This is a genomic window from Actinoallomurus sp. CA-150999 (genome assembly GCF_050942425.1).
In the GTDB taxonomy this organism is placed as follows: Bacteria; Actinomycetota; Actinomycetes; order Streptosporangiales; family Streptosporangiaceae; genus Actinoallomurus.
Window position 1 is genome coordinate 6,597,645 of sequence record NZ_CP192063.1, and the last position, 15,681, is coordinate 6,613,325.

A 15,681-nucleotide genomic window follows, 5' to 3' on the forward strand; every position below is an offset into this window, starting at 1 on the left:
CGCTCCGCACCAGGCGCGGGCAGGGCACCACCCACCGCGCGGCGACGATCGCCTCTCAATACCAGCCGAAAAGCGAAGCCTCGGTCGTACGATGCGGCGTGGCCGTCAGTTCGTCTGCTGCTCCGGGCGCTGGTAGGCGCTGAGGTCGATGCTCCGGGCGATCGCGTCGACGGTCGTCCGGTAACGGTCGGGTAGCTCGATGGTCTCCAGCAGGACGCCGGACTGCGACAGCCACCATAGGCGCGGCGTCGAGCGCCAGCCGTTCCGGCACTCGAAGCGGTACTCACGGTAGATGGCCTGCCGGCCGCCGACGGGGCGGGTGCCGCGGACGGTCACGCCGTCGGCGGTGATCGCCTTGGTCATGTCCCCGGACCCGGTGTCGCGCATACAGCCCGGGATGCTGCCGGCGTCGCCCGAGTTGGCCCAGCCGGTCGGGGAATCGTAGGTCGGCGTCTCTCCCTTGGGCCATGCCTGGATGGACAGGCCGCCGTGACCGCAACCCGACGTCGCGAACTCCTTGGGCAGCACGCAGACGTCGATCTCGGCGTCCCTGCGCGACTCGGCCGAGCTCCACCCGGTCGGCAGGATGTAGGACAGCCCGCCGTTCGCGACCCGGCTGCCGCCCAGCTTCGTCGGGGCCGCCGGGTGCCCGTGGGAGGGCAGGGACACCAGCGTGACGGCGGCGGCCGCCGTGACCGCGGCGGCGATCCCGCCGCCGAGCAGGTACGCCTTCCGCCGGGATGGCCGGCGGACACTCGTCCAGGCAGGATCCTCGGGGGTGGGCGGCATGACCCAGGCGCGGTCGAGGAACGCGGTCGCGGCCCTCGTCGGGTCGTCGCCGCCGAGCGGCGTGGCGAGTGCGGTGAGCAGCTCGGTCGCCGATGGGCGGGCTGCCGGGTCCTTGGCCAGCGCTCGTTCGACCATCGCCCGGTAGCGGTCCGGGAGCGCGGCCGTGTCGGGCGTCGTGTTCAGCACGCGGGCGGCCATGACCTCCGGGCGGTCCCGCCCGTACGGCCGGCGTCCGGTCGCGGCGAAGTAGACGATCAGCCCCCAGGCATGCACGTCCGCGGTCGGGCCGACCGCCTCGCCGAGGTAGTGCTCGGGGCTGATCCAGCCCGACGAGCCGAGGACGACGCCGGTCCGGGTCATGCTGGTCTCGTCGAGGGCGCGCGCGATGCCGAAGTCGACGACCTTGGGCCCGTCCGGGGCGAGGATGAGGTTGGACGGTTTGAGATCCCGGTGCACGATCCCCTGGGAGTGCAGGGCGACCAGGGCCTCGGCCAGACCGGTGGCCAGGCCGTGCAACTCGTCACCGGACATCGGCCCCGAGTCGACCCGCCGGTCGAGGGTCGGGCCCGGGATGTACTCGGTGGCGAACCACGGCGGCGACCCGGCCGTATCGGCTGCCATGACGCGGGCGACGCACCGGTCCGACACGCGGTGGAGCAGCGACACCTCGCGGGCGAAGCGGTCGCGGAAGTCCGGGTCGTGTGCGAGTTCGGGCTGGACGACCTTGACCGCGACGCGACGCTCGTCCGCGCCCGCCCCGGCGTAGACGACCCCCATCCCGCCGGCGCCCAGTCGGCCGACGAGGCGGTAGGGCCCGACACGTCGGGGGTCGTGCGGCCTCAGTGGCTGAATCGCGGGCGTTTCGCCGTCAACCATCCCGGCCACAGCCCTCCTTATGTCGCTCTCATCCGGATATCAGGAGTAAAGCGGATTTTCGGGCCGCGTCACGCCGGAACGGGCAAGGGAGATCGCCTGGTCGGCGCGTGTCGTCGGCCTCAGGCCTGCCGTGCGCTGGTAACCGCCCGCAGGCGCCACGGCGAGCGGGAAGAGATAGGCGATTTTTACCTACATGGCTCAGGCGACCGACACCGTCCCCGGCGCCCCCGCCCCTCCGCTTCGGACGTGCCGTACGGAGAGGCGGCGCGTTCGCGGCAGCGGCACGGTGGGATCACCCCCCACCCGCCGAAGGTGGCCAGCGTCTTGTCCGAACACAGCCAAACATGTACAACCAGGACACCAACGAGTTTCGCACGCGTTCGCTCACCGCCAGGAGCCCGCCATGCGTCGAATTCTTCGTACCCCCGCCCTGCCGGCCGTCGGCGCCGGGCGCACCACGTTAGGAAAGGGGAGCCGGAACGGCCGCCGCTCCCTCGCCCTGTCCACCGTGCTCGTGCTGATCGGCGTGCTCCTCTTCGGCGCGGAGCGCGCCGAGGCGGCGATCGCGAACAGCCAGCTGCTGAATCCGGTCTCGGGCAAGTGCCTGGATGTTACCGGTAACACCAGCACCGACGGGACCCAGGTGGAGCTCTGGACCTGCAACGGAGGCGCCAACCAGCAGTGGACGTCGACGTCCGCGAACGAGCTGCGTGTGACGATCGGAGGGGTGACCAAGTGCCTCGACGCGTCCGGGCAGGGCACCTCCGACGGCACGAAGGCCGTCATCTGGACGTGCGACGGCGGCACGAACCAGAAGTGGAACCTCGGCGCCGACCAGACCATCGTCGGCGTCCAGTCGGGCAAGTGCCTGGACGCGAACGCGAACGGCACGACGGACGGCACGGTCGTCCAGCTCTGGACGTGCAAGACGCCCGGTGACAACAACCAGCGATGGATTCCGCCGAGCACGTCGACCAGCCTCACGATCAACGGCACCGGTGACGGAAGGGTCTTCGACGGCGTCGGTGCGATCAGCGGCGGAGGCGGCAACAGCCGGCTGCTGATCGACTATCCCGAACCGCAGCGCTCCCAGATCCTGGACTACCTGTTCAAGCCCGACTACGGCGCGAACGTCCAGCTCCTCAAGCTGGAGGTCGGCGGCGACGCCAACTCCACCGACGGCGCGGAGCCCAGCATCGAGCACACCCGCGGGACCGTGAACTGCAACGCCGGGTACGAATTCTGGCTGGGCGAGCAGGCCAAGGCCCGTAATCCCGATCTCAAGCTGTACGGGCTGGCGTGGGCCGGCCCGGGCTGGATCGGCGGCGGCAACTGGTGGTCGCAGGACGCGATCGACTACCTGGTCTCCTGGCTGGACTGCGCGAAGAGCCACGGTCTCACCGTCGACTACCTCGGCGGTTGGAACGAGAAGGGCCACGACAAGACCTGGTACGAGAACCTCCACCAGGCCCTCGCCGACCGCGGATACGGCAACGTCAAGGTCGTCGGCGACGACACCGGCTGGAGCGTCGCCGACGACATGGCGAGCGACCCGGCCTTCAACGCCGCCGTCGACATCGTGGGCGTCCACTATCCGTGCGGCTACCTCTCCGACTCGACGACCTGTAACTCGACCGCGAACGCACTCGCCACCGGCAAGCAGCTGTGGGCGAGCGAGAACGGCTCCCTCGACATCGACGATGGCGCCGCCGCGCTGATCCGCTCCATCACCAGGGGCTACATCGACGGCCGGATGACCGCGTACCTCAACTGGCCGGTGATCGCCGCCCTCACGCCCAACCTGCCCTACGCGACCGTCGGACTCGCGGTCGCGCCGTCACCCTGGTCCGGCTCCTACCGGCTCGGCAAGGAGACCTGGGCGATGGCGCAGGTCACCCAGTTCGTCAAACCCGGCTGGCGGTTCATCGACTCCGCGAGCGGATACCTCGGCGGCGCCCGCACCAACGGCAGTTACGTCACACTGAAGAACGGCACCGACTACAGCACGATCGTCGAGACGGCCGGCGCGAGCACCGCCCACACCCTCAACGTCACCGTCACGGGCGGCCTGTCCACCGGCACCGTCCACGTGTGGGCGACGAACCTGAACTCGGGCGACTACTTCATCAAGCAGCCCGACATCACGCCGTCCGGCGGCGGCTACCAGCTCACCCTCCAACCCGGTTACATCTACTCGCTCACCACCACGACCGGACAGGCCAAGGGCACCGCCGCCGGCCCCGCCCAGCACGGCCTCGCCCTCCCCTACCGCGACGGCTTCGACACGTACGGGACCGGCACCGAAGCCAAGTACGTATCCGACATGCAGGGCGCCTTCGAGGTACGCGCCTGCCTGAACGGCCGCAGCGGCAACTGCCTGCAACAGGTCGCCCCGGTCAAGCCCATCGAATGGCAGGGGGACAGTGACGCGTACGCCCTCGTCGGTGACACCGCCTGGACGAACTACACGGCCTCGGTCGACGTCGATCTGCAGCAGGCCGGAACGGTCAAGCTGATCGGCCGGGCCGGTGCCCAGTCCCGTCCCCAGGATCGGCAGGCCGGCTACGAGTTCCGCATCAACGACGGCGGCTCGTGGACGCTCGGCGAGCGCGACACCGGCGGCACTCTCACCACCCTGGCGAACGGTACGACCACGGCCCTCGGCCTCGGCCGCTGGCACACGCTGGCCCTCAGCATGCAGGGCAGCACCATCGCCGCGAAGGTGGACGGCGCCACCCTGGGCACGGTCACCGACGGCACCTACACCTCCGGTCAGGTCGGCTTCGGCGTCGCGGGCTACCAGACCGACCAGTTCGACAACCTCTCGATCAGCTAGCCGACACTCCCCTGGAGCCCCCGTGGCCAGTTCCAGACCGGCTCGCCGCCCAGCGCCACAAGGCGATGGGCGACGTGCTGAAGGCCACCGGCCGACCGATCGTCTACAGCGTCTCTGATTGGCTAAGCGATCCCTAGGAATCGTTCCGACTGGATGCCGGGCATGTGCCAATCGTCTTCGTGCCCTGGTGTCGGCAGAAGCGTCGACCCGCGTGGCACGTCCCTCCGGACGCTGTCGGTCCAGCCTGCACAGCTATAGGACCGAGGAGGGTGCCCCGCGTCGCCTGGGCACGGGGCATGCTGATGTCAGAACGATACCATGAGATCACCAAGAGTGACTAAGAAAGAAGTGAGCCTGTGCGACTGGGGGGGGAGGAATCGCCCTGGGTGTTCGGCCCGGGCACAGGCGGCAGCCTGTGGCGGACGACCGGCGACATCAGCGACTCGTGGTCCAGCATGACCTCCCTGCTGGACCAGCAGGCGGGGCTGGAGCTCTTCTCGCACCCGGACGCCTGGAACGACCCGGACATGCTCGAGGTCGGCAACGGCGGGATGACCGACACCGAGTACCGCGCGCACTTCTCGCTGTGGGCGCTGCTCAACGCCCCGCTGATCCTCGGCAACGACCTGCGCTCGATGAGCGCCGCCACCAAGACCATCATCACCAGCCCCGACGTCGTAGCGGTCGACCAGGACTGGGGCGGCTCCCAGGGCCGCCGGATGCGCGACCTGGGCGGCGGCCTGCAGGTGTGGGCGAAGCCGATGTCGGACGGCTCGGTGACCGCCGTGCTCCTCAACCGGTCCGGATCGGCCGCCACCATCACGACCAGCGCCGCCGAGCTCGGGCTGGGCGGATCCAGCTCGTACGGTCTCAAGGACCTCTGGAGCGGGACCACCTCGACCACGTCGGGAACGATCTCGTCGAGCGTGCCGAGCCACGGCGTGGTGATGTACCGGGTCACGCGGTCCGGCACCCTGGCCGCTCCGCGCGCCGCCGGGACGTACCAGGTCAGCGACCTCACCTGGCTCGCCGGCAGCAACGGCTGGGGCCCGGTGGAGCGTGACCGGTCGAACGGCGAGCAGGCGGCGGGCGACGGGCACACGCTGACCATCGGTACGACGACGTACGCCAAGGGCCTGGGCGCCCACGCCGACTCGGCCGTACACGTGTGGCTCGGCGGCGCCTGCAGCCGGTTCACGGCGGACGTCGGGATCGACTCCGAGGTCGGCTCCGGCAAGGGCAGTGTCCGCTTCGCGGTGTACGGTGACGGCCGGTTGATCACCTACACCGACGTCAAGTCGTACGGCGCGGCCACGAGCCTCGTGGCTCCGGTCGGTGGTGCCCGCACGCTCGAGCTGCGCGTGACCGACGCCCGCGACGGCATCGACTACGACCACGCCGACTGGGGCAACGCCTCCATCACCTGCTGATCTCCTTGGCGGGAAGACGACGTCGGCAGATCCCCGCCACACCAAGATCTTCCAATTGCCGGATCTCCGGTACATGCTGCGGATGATCATTTTCCACCGGCCGGGCGGGGGCACCGATCGGGCGTGTAAGGAGTCACCGTTCATGCACTGGTCAGAACCCCCTGGGCGCAGGACGCCGAGGCCGACGCGACGCCGGAAGAGGGGCTGGTTGCTCTCCGCCACGCTCGCGGCGGCGCTCCTGGCATGTGGAGGTGGTTCCGCGGCGGCTCTCTCCGGCAAGAAGACCGCACCCGCCGACCCCGCCGGCCCGCTGAGCATGCTGCCGTCGGCGTCCACGGCCCAGGTCGCCGCGACCACCGGCGGGCGCGGCGGTACGACGCTGACACTGATCACCGGTGAGCGCGTTCACGTCAGCGGCTCCGCAGGTCAACAGCAGGTCTCCGTCACCCCGAGCGCGTCGGGTGCCGTGCCCCTGGTCGACACGTTCACCGTGGGCGGCGACCTGTACGTGGTGCCGCGTGACGCGGGTCCGTACCTCGGAACGCTGCTCGATCGGCGGTTGTTCGACGTCAGCCTGCTGACCCGGCTCGGCTTCGACGACGCCCGCCAGAAGGCCGTCCCGGTCACGGTCGACTGGAAGGCGGATCGGCATCCGGTCTCCGTGCCGGGAGTCACATCCCCCATCAAGGGGAGGACGACCTCGGGCACCGTCGACAAGTCGCGGGCCACGACGTTCGGCGCGGCGCTGGCGTCCAGGTTCGCCGCCGACCGGCATGTCCCCGCGGGGCGCGTACCGGCCCGGGTCGCCGGGAAGGCCGGTGGCCTGGACGAGGTGAACGCCGTCTCGCTCGCCATGCCGACCGGGCCGGCACCGCTCCTTCCGGCATCCGGTGCCGCCGGGCGGGCGGCGGGCGGCCAGGCGGCGCCGCCGGCCACGGTGGGCGGCACGCCGGACGCTGCTGAGGGCGGGGCGAACGGGGTCCGGCTGTACACGCTGACGATCGGCGCCATCGAGCGCGACGGTCAGCCGGGATATGCGCGGATCGACGTCCAGAACCTGGACGACCTGCGGCATTACTGGAGCGTCAGCTGGGCGAGCCCGGACCAGCCGGTCGCCTTGAGCGTGCCGGCCGGCCGGTACAGCATCGAGGCGTTCGTCGGGACGCCGGTCGCCTCGTCGCTGTACCAGACCGCGACGTTCGTGGCGCTGCCCGACGTCACCGTCCGCCGGGACCGGTCGGTGACCGCCGACGCGCGCACCGCCGAACCGATGACGATCAAGACGCCCCGGCCCTCCGAGACGGGGATGGTCGGCCTCGGCTACACGCGTGAGGGGGCCGACGGCCGGGAGTTCTCCGGTACCGTGCTCGGGTTCGGCCGGTCCGAACTGCTGCAGGTGTTCGGGCCCGGGCAGGAGTACCCGGATCTGCGGACCTTCGCGACGCCGACCGGCGCGCACGGCGTCGGGACTCTTCATTTCGCGGACTCGTGGCTGCTCGAGCCGCCCGGTCGAGGTTTCGGCGCGAATCCCGCCTACGCCTACTACCTGGACTACGCCGACGACAGCGGCGTGCCGAAACGGCTCGATCACGACCTCGGCGCCGGCGATCTCGCCACGGTCCAGGAGAACTACGCGGCCGACCAGCCGGGTCAGGGGGCCGAGTACTTCGCACCCCATCACTCCTGGAGCCCGTACGACGCCTACCTCAGCGTCTACAACTTCGCCCTTCCCGGGACGCGCACCAACTACTTCGGCGGCGCGGGTTCGCCGATCTGGCAACCCGCCGTCTTCGACGACGTCAACGACTCGGCGGCGTCGGTCGTCGGCACCGCCCGCGCGTACGAGCCCGGCCGGCAGACGAGCGAGAGCTGGCTGCGCGGCCCGCTGGTGCCCACTCCCCCGGCCGAGTCCGGGCTGGTGGCTCCCAGCGCCGCCGCCGAGGGCCACGGCTTCATGTGCCCGGTGTGCCGGCAGGACGACAATATGGTCTTCGACGTCACCGACTACGGCGACGCGGCGGGCCACTGGGCGTATCTCCCGAGAGCGGGCGAGGACCTGAAGTTCTACCGCGACGGCGTGCTGACGCAGGAACAGCCGCGCCCCGGCGGCATCTTCCCGATGCTCCCGGACAGCGCCTCGTACAAGGTCGATTGGGTCACGCATCCCGCCCCGACCGGGTCGCCGCTGGATTCCACGGTGGAATCGGTGTGGGCGTTCACGTCGCGGCGCCCGCACCGGCCGGACAAGCTCCCCTCGTCCGACTTCTGCGGTCCGGACGTCAGCCGCGGATGTTCGCTGCTCCCGCTCGTCTTCGCGAGCTACGACCTCGATGTCGACCAGTCGGGCCGGGCGCCGGCGGACCGGCCGGAGACGTTCCGGCTCACCGGATACCACCAGGCGCATGAGACGAACGCCTCGCCCGTGACGAAGGCGGCGGTCGAGGTCTCCTTCGACGACGGAGCGACCTGGGCCGCGGTCAGTGACGTGCGGGCGGACCACGGCGGCTTCGCGGTGACGGTGCCCGCCGGTCCGCCCGCGGGCGGAAAATCCACCGGTTACGTCTCGCTCCGGACCGCGTTGACGGACGCCTCCGGAAGTGCGCTGTCCCAGACGATCATCCGCGCCTACGCGCTGCCGCCCACGTCCGCCGGCACCGCCCGGTCCCACGGCCGGTGAGGAGATCCCCGATGAACCGACGTCATTCTCCACGCCGCGGCGCCCTGCTGGGCGCGGCCGTCTGCGCGGCCGCCCTGCTCGCCGGCGGCAGCACGCGCGCCGACACCGGCCCCCGGCCCGCGGACACGAGCGCGGCGGCCCCTTCCGTACGTAACGCGTGCGGCACGCCCGCGCCGGGGCACCCCAGCTGCATGGCCGTGGTGCGCACCTCGGGACCGGCCGGACCGGCGCTGGCCGCGACGAGCCCGGCCGGGTACGGGCCCGCGGATCTGCAGGCCGCGTACCGTCTCACGTCGGCGGCGAAGGGCGGTGCCGGACAGACGATCGCGATCGTCGACGCGTTCGACGACCCGAACGCCGAGGCGGACCTGGCGGTCTACCGCCGCCAGTACGGTCTGCCGCCCTGTACGGAGGCCAACGGTTGCTTCCACAAGGTCAACCAGCGAGGCGCCGCCACCCCGCTCCCCTCGCCCGACAGCGGGTGGGCCGTGGAGGAGTCACTGGACGTCCAGATGGCCTCGGCCGTCTGCCCGAACTGTCACATCCTGCTGGTCGAGGCGGACGACAACCAGGACGAGAGCCTGGGGGCCTCGGTGGACACCGCCGCCAGGCTGCACGCGAACGCCATCTCCAACAGTTACGGCGAACCCGAGTACGTCGGGGTGACCCGTATGGAGGGCCACTTCGACCACCCGGGCGTCGCCATCACCGCGTCATCGGGCGACTCCGGGCTCGGCGTGGGCTATCCGGCCGCGTCCGCGCACGTGATCGCGGTCGGCGGGACGACGCTGTGGCCCGCGGACAACGCGCGGGGCTGGCAGGAGACCGCCTGGTGGGGAGCCGGCAGCGGATGCTCCACCCAGATCGCCAAGCCCGCCTGGCAGACCGACAAGGTCTGCACGCACCGTACGGTGGCCGACGTGGCCGCCGTGGCCGACCCCTTCACCGGCGTCGCGGTCTATGACACGTACGGCGTCGGCGGGTGGGTCACCGTGGGCGGAACGAGCGCGTCGTCACCGATCGTCGCCGGTGTCTATGCCCTCGCCGGGAATACCGCGACGGTGAACGCCGCGGCCTACCCCTACGCCCATCGCGCGCGGCTCTTCGACGTCACGAGCGGCACCAATGCCGACTGCTACCCGGCCTACCTCTGCACGGCCGGACGCGGCTACGACGGCCCGACCGGGCTCGGCACGCCCAACGGCACAGACGCCTTTTAGGCTCCGAACGAAAGATGTTCAACATGAGGATTCTTCCGTGGCGGAAACCCGGGGCCTCGGCGCGGTCGGCCATCACGGCGATGTCGCTGGGCGTCGCTCTGATCGCCGTTCCTGCCGGCGCGGTGTCGGCGGACACGCCCACCGCGTCGCGAGCGTCGAGTGTCACGAACTCGTGCCATGCCAGCTGGTCGGCCGTTGAGGCGCCGAACAACGCCGAGGCGCTCAGCCTGAGTTCGTCGAACTCCGGTCAGTCGTACACCAGCGCCCCGATCGGCGCGGTGGACGTTCTGTCCGACCACGACGTCTGGATCGCGGCCACCGACCGGGCCTGGACGCAGGCTCCCTATCCGGCCGGCAACAACATCTCCGACATAGAGCGCTATGACGGATCGAAATGGGTGCGAAGCCACAGCCCCAGCGTCCCGCCCGATCCGGGCTCCGGCGCGGCGACGCTGACCAGCCTGAGGTTCGATTCGCCCGATGACGGGTGGGCCGCCGGCTACTACACGAGCGCACCCTTCAGCCCGCTGGTCGAGCACTGGGACGGCACCCGGTGGACGATCAGTCCGGCGCTGAGCTATCCGGCCCAGCAGGATCCAGGCGGGACGGTGACCGGCCTCGCCGCGTTCTCGGCCACGGACGCCTGGATCAGTGTCGCCCGCCCCCTCGGCGGCAACGGCCTGCACCCGAGCCTGGTGGAGCACTGGGACGGTAAGTCCTGGACCTACGTCGACTATCCGCTCGCGCAGACGTCGTCCGTCCCCGTCGTGACCGCGATGTACGGCCGGGCCAAGAACGACATCTGGCTCGCGGCCGGCGTCCAGGGCGGCGGCGAGGACGCGATGCACTGGGACGGCGCCAAGTGGTCCGTCGTGCCGATGCCCCTGCCCACGGGCGCCGGCAACTGGACCATCTCCGCCTTGTCCGCGACATCCGCTCACGACGTGTGGGCCGTCGGCGCCTGGAAGGGACCGAACGGCATCGCGCCGCTGACGGAGCACTGGGACGGCGCCAAGTGGACGATCCTTCCGGTGCCCGTCCCGGGCGACTCGCCGGTCGGCACGCTCTCCTCGGTGGCCGCGATCTCCCCCTCGGACGCCTGGGCGGTCGGCTCCTACAAGCAAGGTCCTAAACCACCGGGTAATGGGGGCGCCAACCTCATCGAGCACTGGGACGGGCAGAAGTGGACGGCGGTGACCGCACCCGGCGGCTCCCCGGCCGACTCCGCGGCCCTGTCGTCGGTCTCCGCCGGTTCCGCCACGAACGTGTGGGCGGCCGGGCACGTGGAGGTCCCGAGCGCCGCCGGTTCCTCGACGGCTCCGCAGCTGTTCCACTACGGCTGCGCGACGGCGCGGTGACCACCGACCACGAATAAGGCCCGGCCGGGGCACCTCCCGGCCGGGCCGCCGTCATGGCCGGCCATGACCTCACCGCAGAGCGCTGACGCCCCTCACGGCCGCCGGCGGCTTGCGTAGCAGGGTGCGCAGCAGCCATCCGCAGGCGACGGCGACGGCGAGCGCTGCCACGGCGATGGGCCAGATGCGCCGCCGGGGGGTGTCTCGCCGCGGGCTCCTGCCGGCTTGCCGGTCCCCCTCCGTAGCAGGTGCGGGGACGCCGCGCGTCTCCGGCGGCCTCTGAGCCGGCACGTCCCGATCAGGAGCATCGCTGTCGGCGATCGCGTCCACCTCGGCGGCCGTCTGCAGCCACCGTTGCCGCCATTTTGTCCAGTCGCCGCCACAGACGCGGACGAACTCGCGCACCACCCTTTCGGTCGGCAACTGGTAGCCGGCCGTCGCGGCGGCGAGTGCGCTCTTGGACACCTCGCAAGAGTGCGCCATCTTCCAAAACGGCAGGTCACCCGCCTCAGCCCGCAACGCTCGCAACTCGCATGCGAACCGCTCTACCGGGCCCAACTTCGGATCCACCGATCGCATCCGTCGTCCCATGCCACTCCCCGTGCTGACTGTAGCTGGACAAAACGACCACCACAATTGTCCACATCACTTCATACTGGACAATCTCTGCGATAGGAAAGGGTCGTGACCCGTCAGATAGCTAGGTATCCCTTGACACGACGCCGCAAATGAGACCGGGGAAGCGCCTCGGTCACGAACACTACACGAAGGTGGTATTGCGTTTTGTCAAACGACGACATCAGCTAAGAGTGACCCGAAGCAAGGCCCCCGACAGGTCAGATATGAACTGGCAAAGGAAGGTGGTGTGCATGACGGACCGAATCCTCGTTACAGGCAGTAACGGAATGCTCGGTGGCGCTCTCGTACGGCGATTGGCCGCCAATGGTCATAAGGTCCGCGGCCTGGACTTGCGAGCGACGCCCGGTTCACATGAAATGGAAGAATGTTTTGTCGGCGATGTTCGCGACGAATCACTAATGGCCAAGGCGGTTGCGGGTGCGGATGCCGTGGTGCACTGTGCGGCCGCGCTGCCGAGCTATCCGGATGAACAGATCAGGAGCGTCATCGTCGGCGGCACCCGAAACGTACTGGAAGCAGCGTATCGGGCGAACGTTCCGCGGGTGGTCCAGATCTCCTCCACGGCCGTCTACGGGCTGCCGAAACTCGTCCCGACCCCCGAGAGTCATCCGCGCAGCCCAGTGGACGTCTACAGCGGCGCGAAGGCCTCGGCGGAGGAGGTAGGCGAGGAGTTCCGCGACCGCGGTCAATGCCTGTCCATCCTGCGTCCGAAGACCTTTCTCGGCCCTGGCCGGCTCGGGTTGTTCGCGATGCTGTTCGAGTGGGCCGACGAAGGGCGTAACTTCCCCGTTCTCGGCCGCGGTGACGTGCGCATCCAGATGCTGGACATCGAGGATCTGGTGGACGCGGTCGTGCTCGCCCTGCGCGGTCCCGAACACCGCGTCTCGGGGACGTTCAACATCGGGGCCGAACGGTTCGGCACAATTCGTGAGGACTTTCAAGCCGTGCTCGACGCCGCAGGTCACGGCAGGCGGATCGTGTCGCTCCCGGCCAAGCCGGCGCTGACGGCGCTTCGCATGCTCGAGCGCGCACGGCTTTCCCCGGTGTACGGACGGCTGCTTCACAAGCTGCTCGCCGATTCCTACGTCAGCGTCGACCTGGCGCGCGAGCAGCTCGGCTTTCGGCCGCAGCGGTCGAACCAGGACGCGATCCTGCGGACCTTCGCCTGGTGGAGAGAAGAGCGTGACGCGAACCAGGCGCGTGGCTCCGGCGCCACCTCAAAGGACGCATGGCGGCAAGGGGCGCTCGCGCTCACCAAGGCCTTTTTCTGATCTGCCGACCCAGAACTTTTTCCCCGGCGACTTCTCAGCAACGCCCTCCAGTCCTGCCACCACACGGAGACCGCGATGCATACCGTTGACCCGGCCGGGTCGGGTCCGACCGTCCATCAAGGACGTCGGGCCTCACCTGCGCCGGACCCCACCCCGCATTCACTCGCCCGCGACCTGATCGCGATATCACGTCCGCGGCAGTGGGCGAAGACACTATTGGTCGTTCCCCTTCCTCTGGTCTGGGCGCGAAACTGGTCGGTCTCAGAGGTCGTAAGGGTCTGCTTGGCGGTCGCGGTCTTCACACTCGTGTCCTGCGTGACCTATGTCGTGAACGACATCGCCGACCGGGAACGTGACAAGGAACATCCGGTCAAACGGCTGCGCCCCATCGCCGCCGGCCGGTTTCCGGTGTACGGAGCCTGGCTCTACGCCGCCGTACTGGCGGGCCTGCTCTGCGTGGCCCTCATCGGCTGGCGACAGATCGGCTGGTGGCCGGTCCTCGCCTACCTCGTCATGAACGCCGTCTACAGCCGCGGCCTCAAGCACGTGCCGCTGGTGGATGTGTTCTTGATCGCCGTTGGGTTCCTCCTGCGGCTGATCCAGGGATACCTGGCCATCGGACAACCGGTCTCCGGCTGGCTGTTGCTCTGTGTCCTCTGCCTCTGTCTCATGTTGAGCCTCGGCAAGCGGAGACACGAACTCGTCACCGTCGGCTCTGGCCACCGCCCATCGCTGCAGGGCTACTCGGTGGCACTCGTCGATCAGCTGATCCTCCTCAACGCCGCGCTCACGCTCATGGCGTACGTCCTCTATCTCGTCTCCGGCGCGCGATTCGACACGCAGGCGCAGGCCATCGCGTTTCTGTCGATCCCGGTCGGGCTCTTCGCCGTTTCGCGCTACCTGCAACTCGTCATCGTTCGGCAGGGCGGCGGCGAACCGGTGGAGACCCTGCTGCGCGACCGAGTCCTCATCGCCGACTTCGCGCTCTGGACCCTCCTCCTCGGCACGGCGACGATCGATACCCATTATCCCGGCCTCACCCACACCCTTTTTGCAACGAGGCCGTGACTCCAACGGGTGTCATGCCACGCGAATCCTGATTTCGCCTTCGTCGTCGAAGAAAGGTTTATCATGGCCGAACTGCTCAGCCTCGACGATACCGAACGGCTCAGCGTCGCCGAGGTGCACAAGCTGTACCGGAAATTCGTGAATCGAAGCCAGGTTTCGCTCATGACGTCGTTCGGCTTCGGCAAGGAACTCGTCGAGCGTGCGGAAGGCCCGTGGATCCATACCCGGGACGGCCGCCGAATCCTGGACTTCACCGGTGGGGTCGGCGTCCTCAACCACGGCCACAACCATCCGCGCATTCTGGCCGCCCGGCAGAAGTTCGCCGAACGTCACCGAATGGAGGTGCACAAGACCTACTTCTCCCCCTATGTCGCCGCGCTGAGCCACAATCTCGCGCAGCTGTTGCCCGGTGATCTCGACATGTCCTTCTTCCCGAACTCCGGAGCCGAGGCGGTCGAGGGCGCGGTCAAGCTGGCCTACAAGTACCACGGCGGCAAGCGGAACACGATCCTGCACGCCGACATCAGCTTCCACGGAAAGCTGCTCGGCAGCGGCAGCCTCACCGGCGGGGCACAGAACCATTTCGCCTTCCCCGGAATCTCCGGCGTCCGCAGCTTCCCGTACGACGATCTCGACGGCGTGCGGCGGCTCGTGGCCGAGGCCCGAACCGAACGCGGCGACTGCGACGTGTACGCGATTCTCATCGAACCGTTCAGCGCCTCCACCATGCGCCGGTGCTCCGAGGAGTTTCTGCGGGGGCTGCGCGAGCTGTGCACGGCCGAGGACATCGTGTTGATCTTCGATGAGATCTACACCGGGTGGGGGAAGACCGGCAGCCTCTTCTACTTCATGCGGTACGAGGGCCTGCTGCCCGACGTCGTGACGACATCCAAGAGCTTCGGCGGCGGGAAATCGTCGATCTCCGCCTACATCGCCAGAAATCCGGTCTTCCGCAAGGCCTACGACAGCCTCACCGACGCCCTGCTGCAGAGCACCAGCACCACGTACTACGGCTTCGGCGAGGAGACCGCGACCGCGATCGAGGCGATCAACATCGTGGTCGACGACGACTATCCGATGCGCGCACGAGCGATCGAGAAGGTGCTCGCCCCCGGCCTGGAGCGCATCCGGAAGGAACACCCGGACGTCATCTCCGACGTGCAGGGGGCCGGCGCCCTGTACGGGATCCACCTCGACGGCGGCCCGAAGGTGCTCGACCTGGTGGCGAAGCTCGCACCGGGAGGCATCGCCCGCGACCCGCTGTTCCGCACCAAGTTGATCACGTGTGCGGTCATCAACGCGCTCTACCGAGACCACGACATCTACACCTACTACACGCTCAACGGCCGCAGTCCGCTGGTCGCGGCCCCGCCCCTGGTCTGCGGGACCGCCGAGGTGGAGCAGTTCCTGGACGCCTTTGCCCAGGTGCTCGAGACCGGGCTTTCCCGGCTCCTCACCCGGTTCGTCAAGGAGAAGGTGACGTCCCTGTGGTGACCAAGGCGGTGGCGACCAAGGCTGTG

General features: G+C 69.3%; 10 protein-coding genes. 8 read left to right on the plus strand and 2 right to left on the minus strand.

The features are described from left to right. Positions 1-105 precede the first annotated feature (105 nt). Entirely contained in the window at positions 106-1,665 is a 1,560-nt protein-coding gene (locus ACQP2O_RS30520) for a serine/threonine-protein kinase (RefSeq protein WP_433191205.1), read from the minus strand. A 403-nt stretch (positions 1,666-2,068) separates the two neighbouring features. On the opposite strand from ACQP2O_RS30520, the gene ACQP2O_RS30525 reads away from it, so the two are divergent. The 5 genes from ACQP2O_RS30525 (at position 2,069) to ACQP2O_RS30545 (ending at position 11,186) form a co-directional block, all read left to right on the plus strand. Next, positions 2,069-4,501, plus strand: coding sequence for a ricin-type beta-trefoil lectin domain protein (locus ACQP2O_RS30525; RefSeq protein ID WP_433171031.1), 2,433 nt, complete (start codon positions 2,069-2,071; stop codon positions 4,499-4,501). A gap of 356 nt (positions 4,502-4,857) precedes the next feature. Then, positions 4,858-5,931 (plus strand): NPCBM/NEW2 domain-containing protein, encoded by a 1,074-nt coding sequence (locus tag ACQP2O_RS30530; RefSeq protein WP_433171033.1) that lies wholly within the window; start codon positions 4,858-4,860, stop codon positions 5,929-5,931. Positions 5,932-6,139: 208 nt separating this feature from the next. Then, entirely contained in the window at positions 6,140-8,608 is a 2,469-nt protein-coding gene (locus ACQP2O_RS30535) for a hypothetical protein (RefSeq protein WP_433171035.1), read from the plus strand. An 11-nt stretch (positions 8,609-8,619) separates the two neighbouring features. Then, positions 8,620-9,828 (plus strand): S53 family peptidase, encoded by a 1,209-nt coding sequence (locus tag ACQP2O_RS30540; protein WP_433171037.1) that lies wholly within the window; start codon positions 8,620-8,622, stop codon positions 9,826-9,828. A 23-nt stretch (positions 9,829-9,851) separates the two neighbouring features. Then, positions 9,852-11,186: a hypothetical protein gene (locus tag ACQP2O_RS30545; RefSeq protein WP_433171039.1), complete on the plus strand. Its 1,335-nt coding sequence runs from the start codon at positions 9,852-9,854 to the stop codon at positions 11,184-11,186. A gap of 69 nt (positions 11,187-11,255) precedes the next feature. On the opposite strand, the gene ACQP2O_RS30550 is transcribed toward ACQP2O_RS30545, so the two are convergent. Next, positions 11,256-11,648, minus strand: coding sequence for a hypothetical protein (locus tag ACQP2O_RS30550; protein WP_433171041.1), 393 nt, complete (start codon positions 11,646-11,648; stop codon positions 11,256-11,258). Positions 11,649-12,052: 404 nt separating this feature from the next. Here ACQP2O_RS30550 and ACQP2O_RS30555 point away from each other — a divergent pair, with 404 nt between their 5' ends. The 3 genes from ACQP2O_RS30555 to ACQP2O_RS30565 all read left to right on the plus strand — a co-directional run bounded on the left by ACQP2O_RS30555 (position 12,053) and on the right by ACQP2O_RS30565 (position 15,655). Continuing rightward, a complete protein-coding gene (locus tag ACQP2O_RS30555; RefSeq protein ID WP_433171043.1) occupies positions 12,053-13,093 on the plus strand; it encodes an NAD-dependent epimerase/dehydratase family protein in 1,041 nt (346 codons plus the stop codon). A gap of 75 nt (positions 13,094-13,168) precedes the next feature. Next, complete coding sequence (locus ACQP2O_RS30560) at positions 13,169-14,161, plus strand: UbiA prenyltransferase family protein (protein ID WP_433171045.1); 993 nt, start codon at positions 13,169-13,171, stop codon at positions 14,159-14,161. A 63-nt stretch (positions 14,162-14,224) separates the two neighbouring features. Beyond that, positions 14,225-15,655 (plus strand): aspartate aminotransferase family protein, encoded by a 1,431-nt coding sequence (locus ACQP2O_RS30565; RefSeq protein ID WP_433171047.1) that lies wholly within the window; start codon positions 14,225-14,227, stop codon positions 15,653-15,655. Positions 15,656-15,681 lie beyond the last annotated feature (26 nt).

Excerpts from the sequence above, each read along its gene's own strand:
- ACQP2O_RS30520 (WP_433191205.1), bottom strand. The coding sequence starts at position 1,665 with ATGGTTGACGGCGAAACGCCCGCGATTCAGCCACTGAGGCCGCACGAC.
- ACQP2O_RS30525 (WP_433171031.1), top strand. The coding sequence starts at position 2,069 with ATGCGTCGAATTCTTCGTACCCCCGCCCTGCCGGCCGTCGGCGCCGGG.
- ACQP2O_RS30540 (WP_433171037.1), top strand. The coding sequence starts at position 8,620 with ATGAACCGACGTCATTCTCCACGCCGCGGCGCCCTGCTGGGCGCGGCC.
- ACQP2O_RS30545 (WP_433171039.1), top strand. The coding sequence starts at position 9,852 with ATGAGGATTCTTCCGTGGCGGAAACCCGGGGCCTCGGCGCGGTCGGCC.
- ACQP2O_RS30555 (WP_433171043.1), top strand. The coding sequence starts at position 12,053 with ATGACGGACCGAATCCTCGTTACAGGCAGTAACGGAATGCTCGGTGGC.
- ACQP2O_RS30560 (WP_433171045.1), top strand. The coding sequence starts at position 13,169 with ATGCATACCGTTGACCCGGCCGGGTCGGGTCCGACCGTCCATCAAGGA.
- ACQP2O_RS30565 (WP_433171047.1), top strand. The coding sequence starts at position 14,225 with ATGGCCGAACTGCTCAGCCTCGACGATACCGAACGGCTCAGCGTCGCC.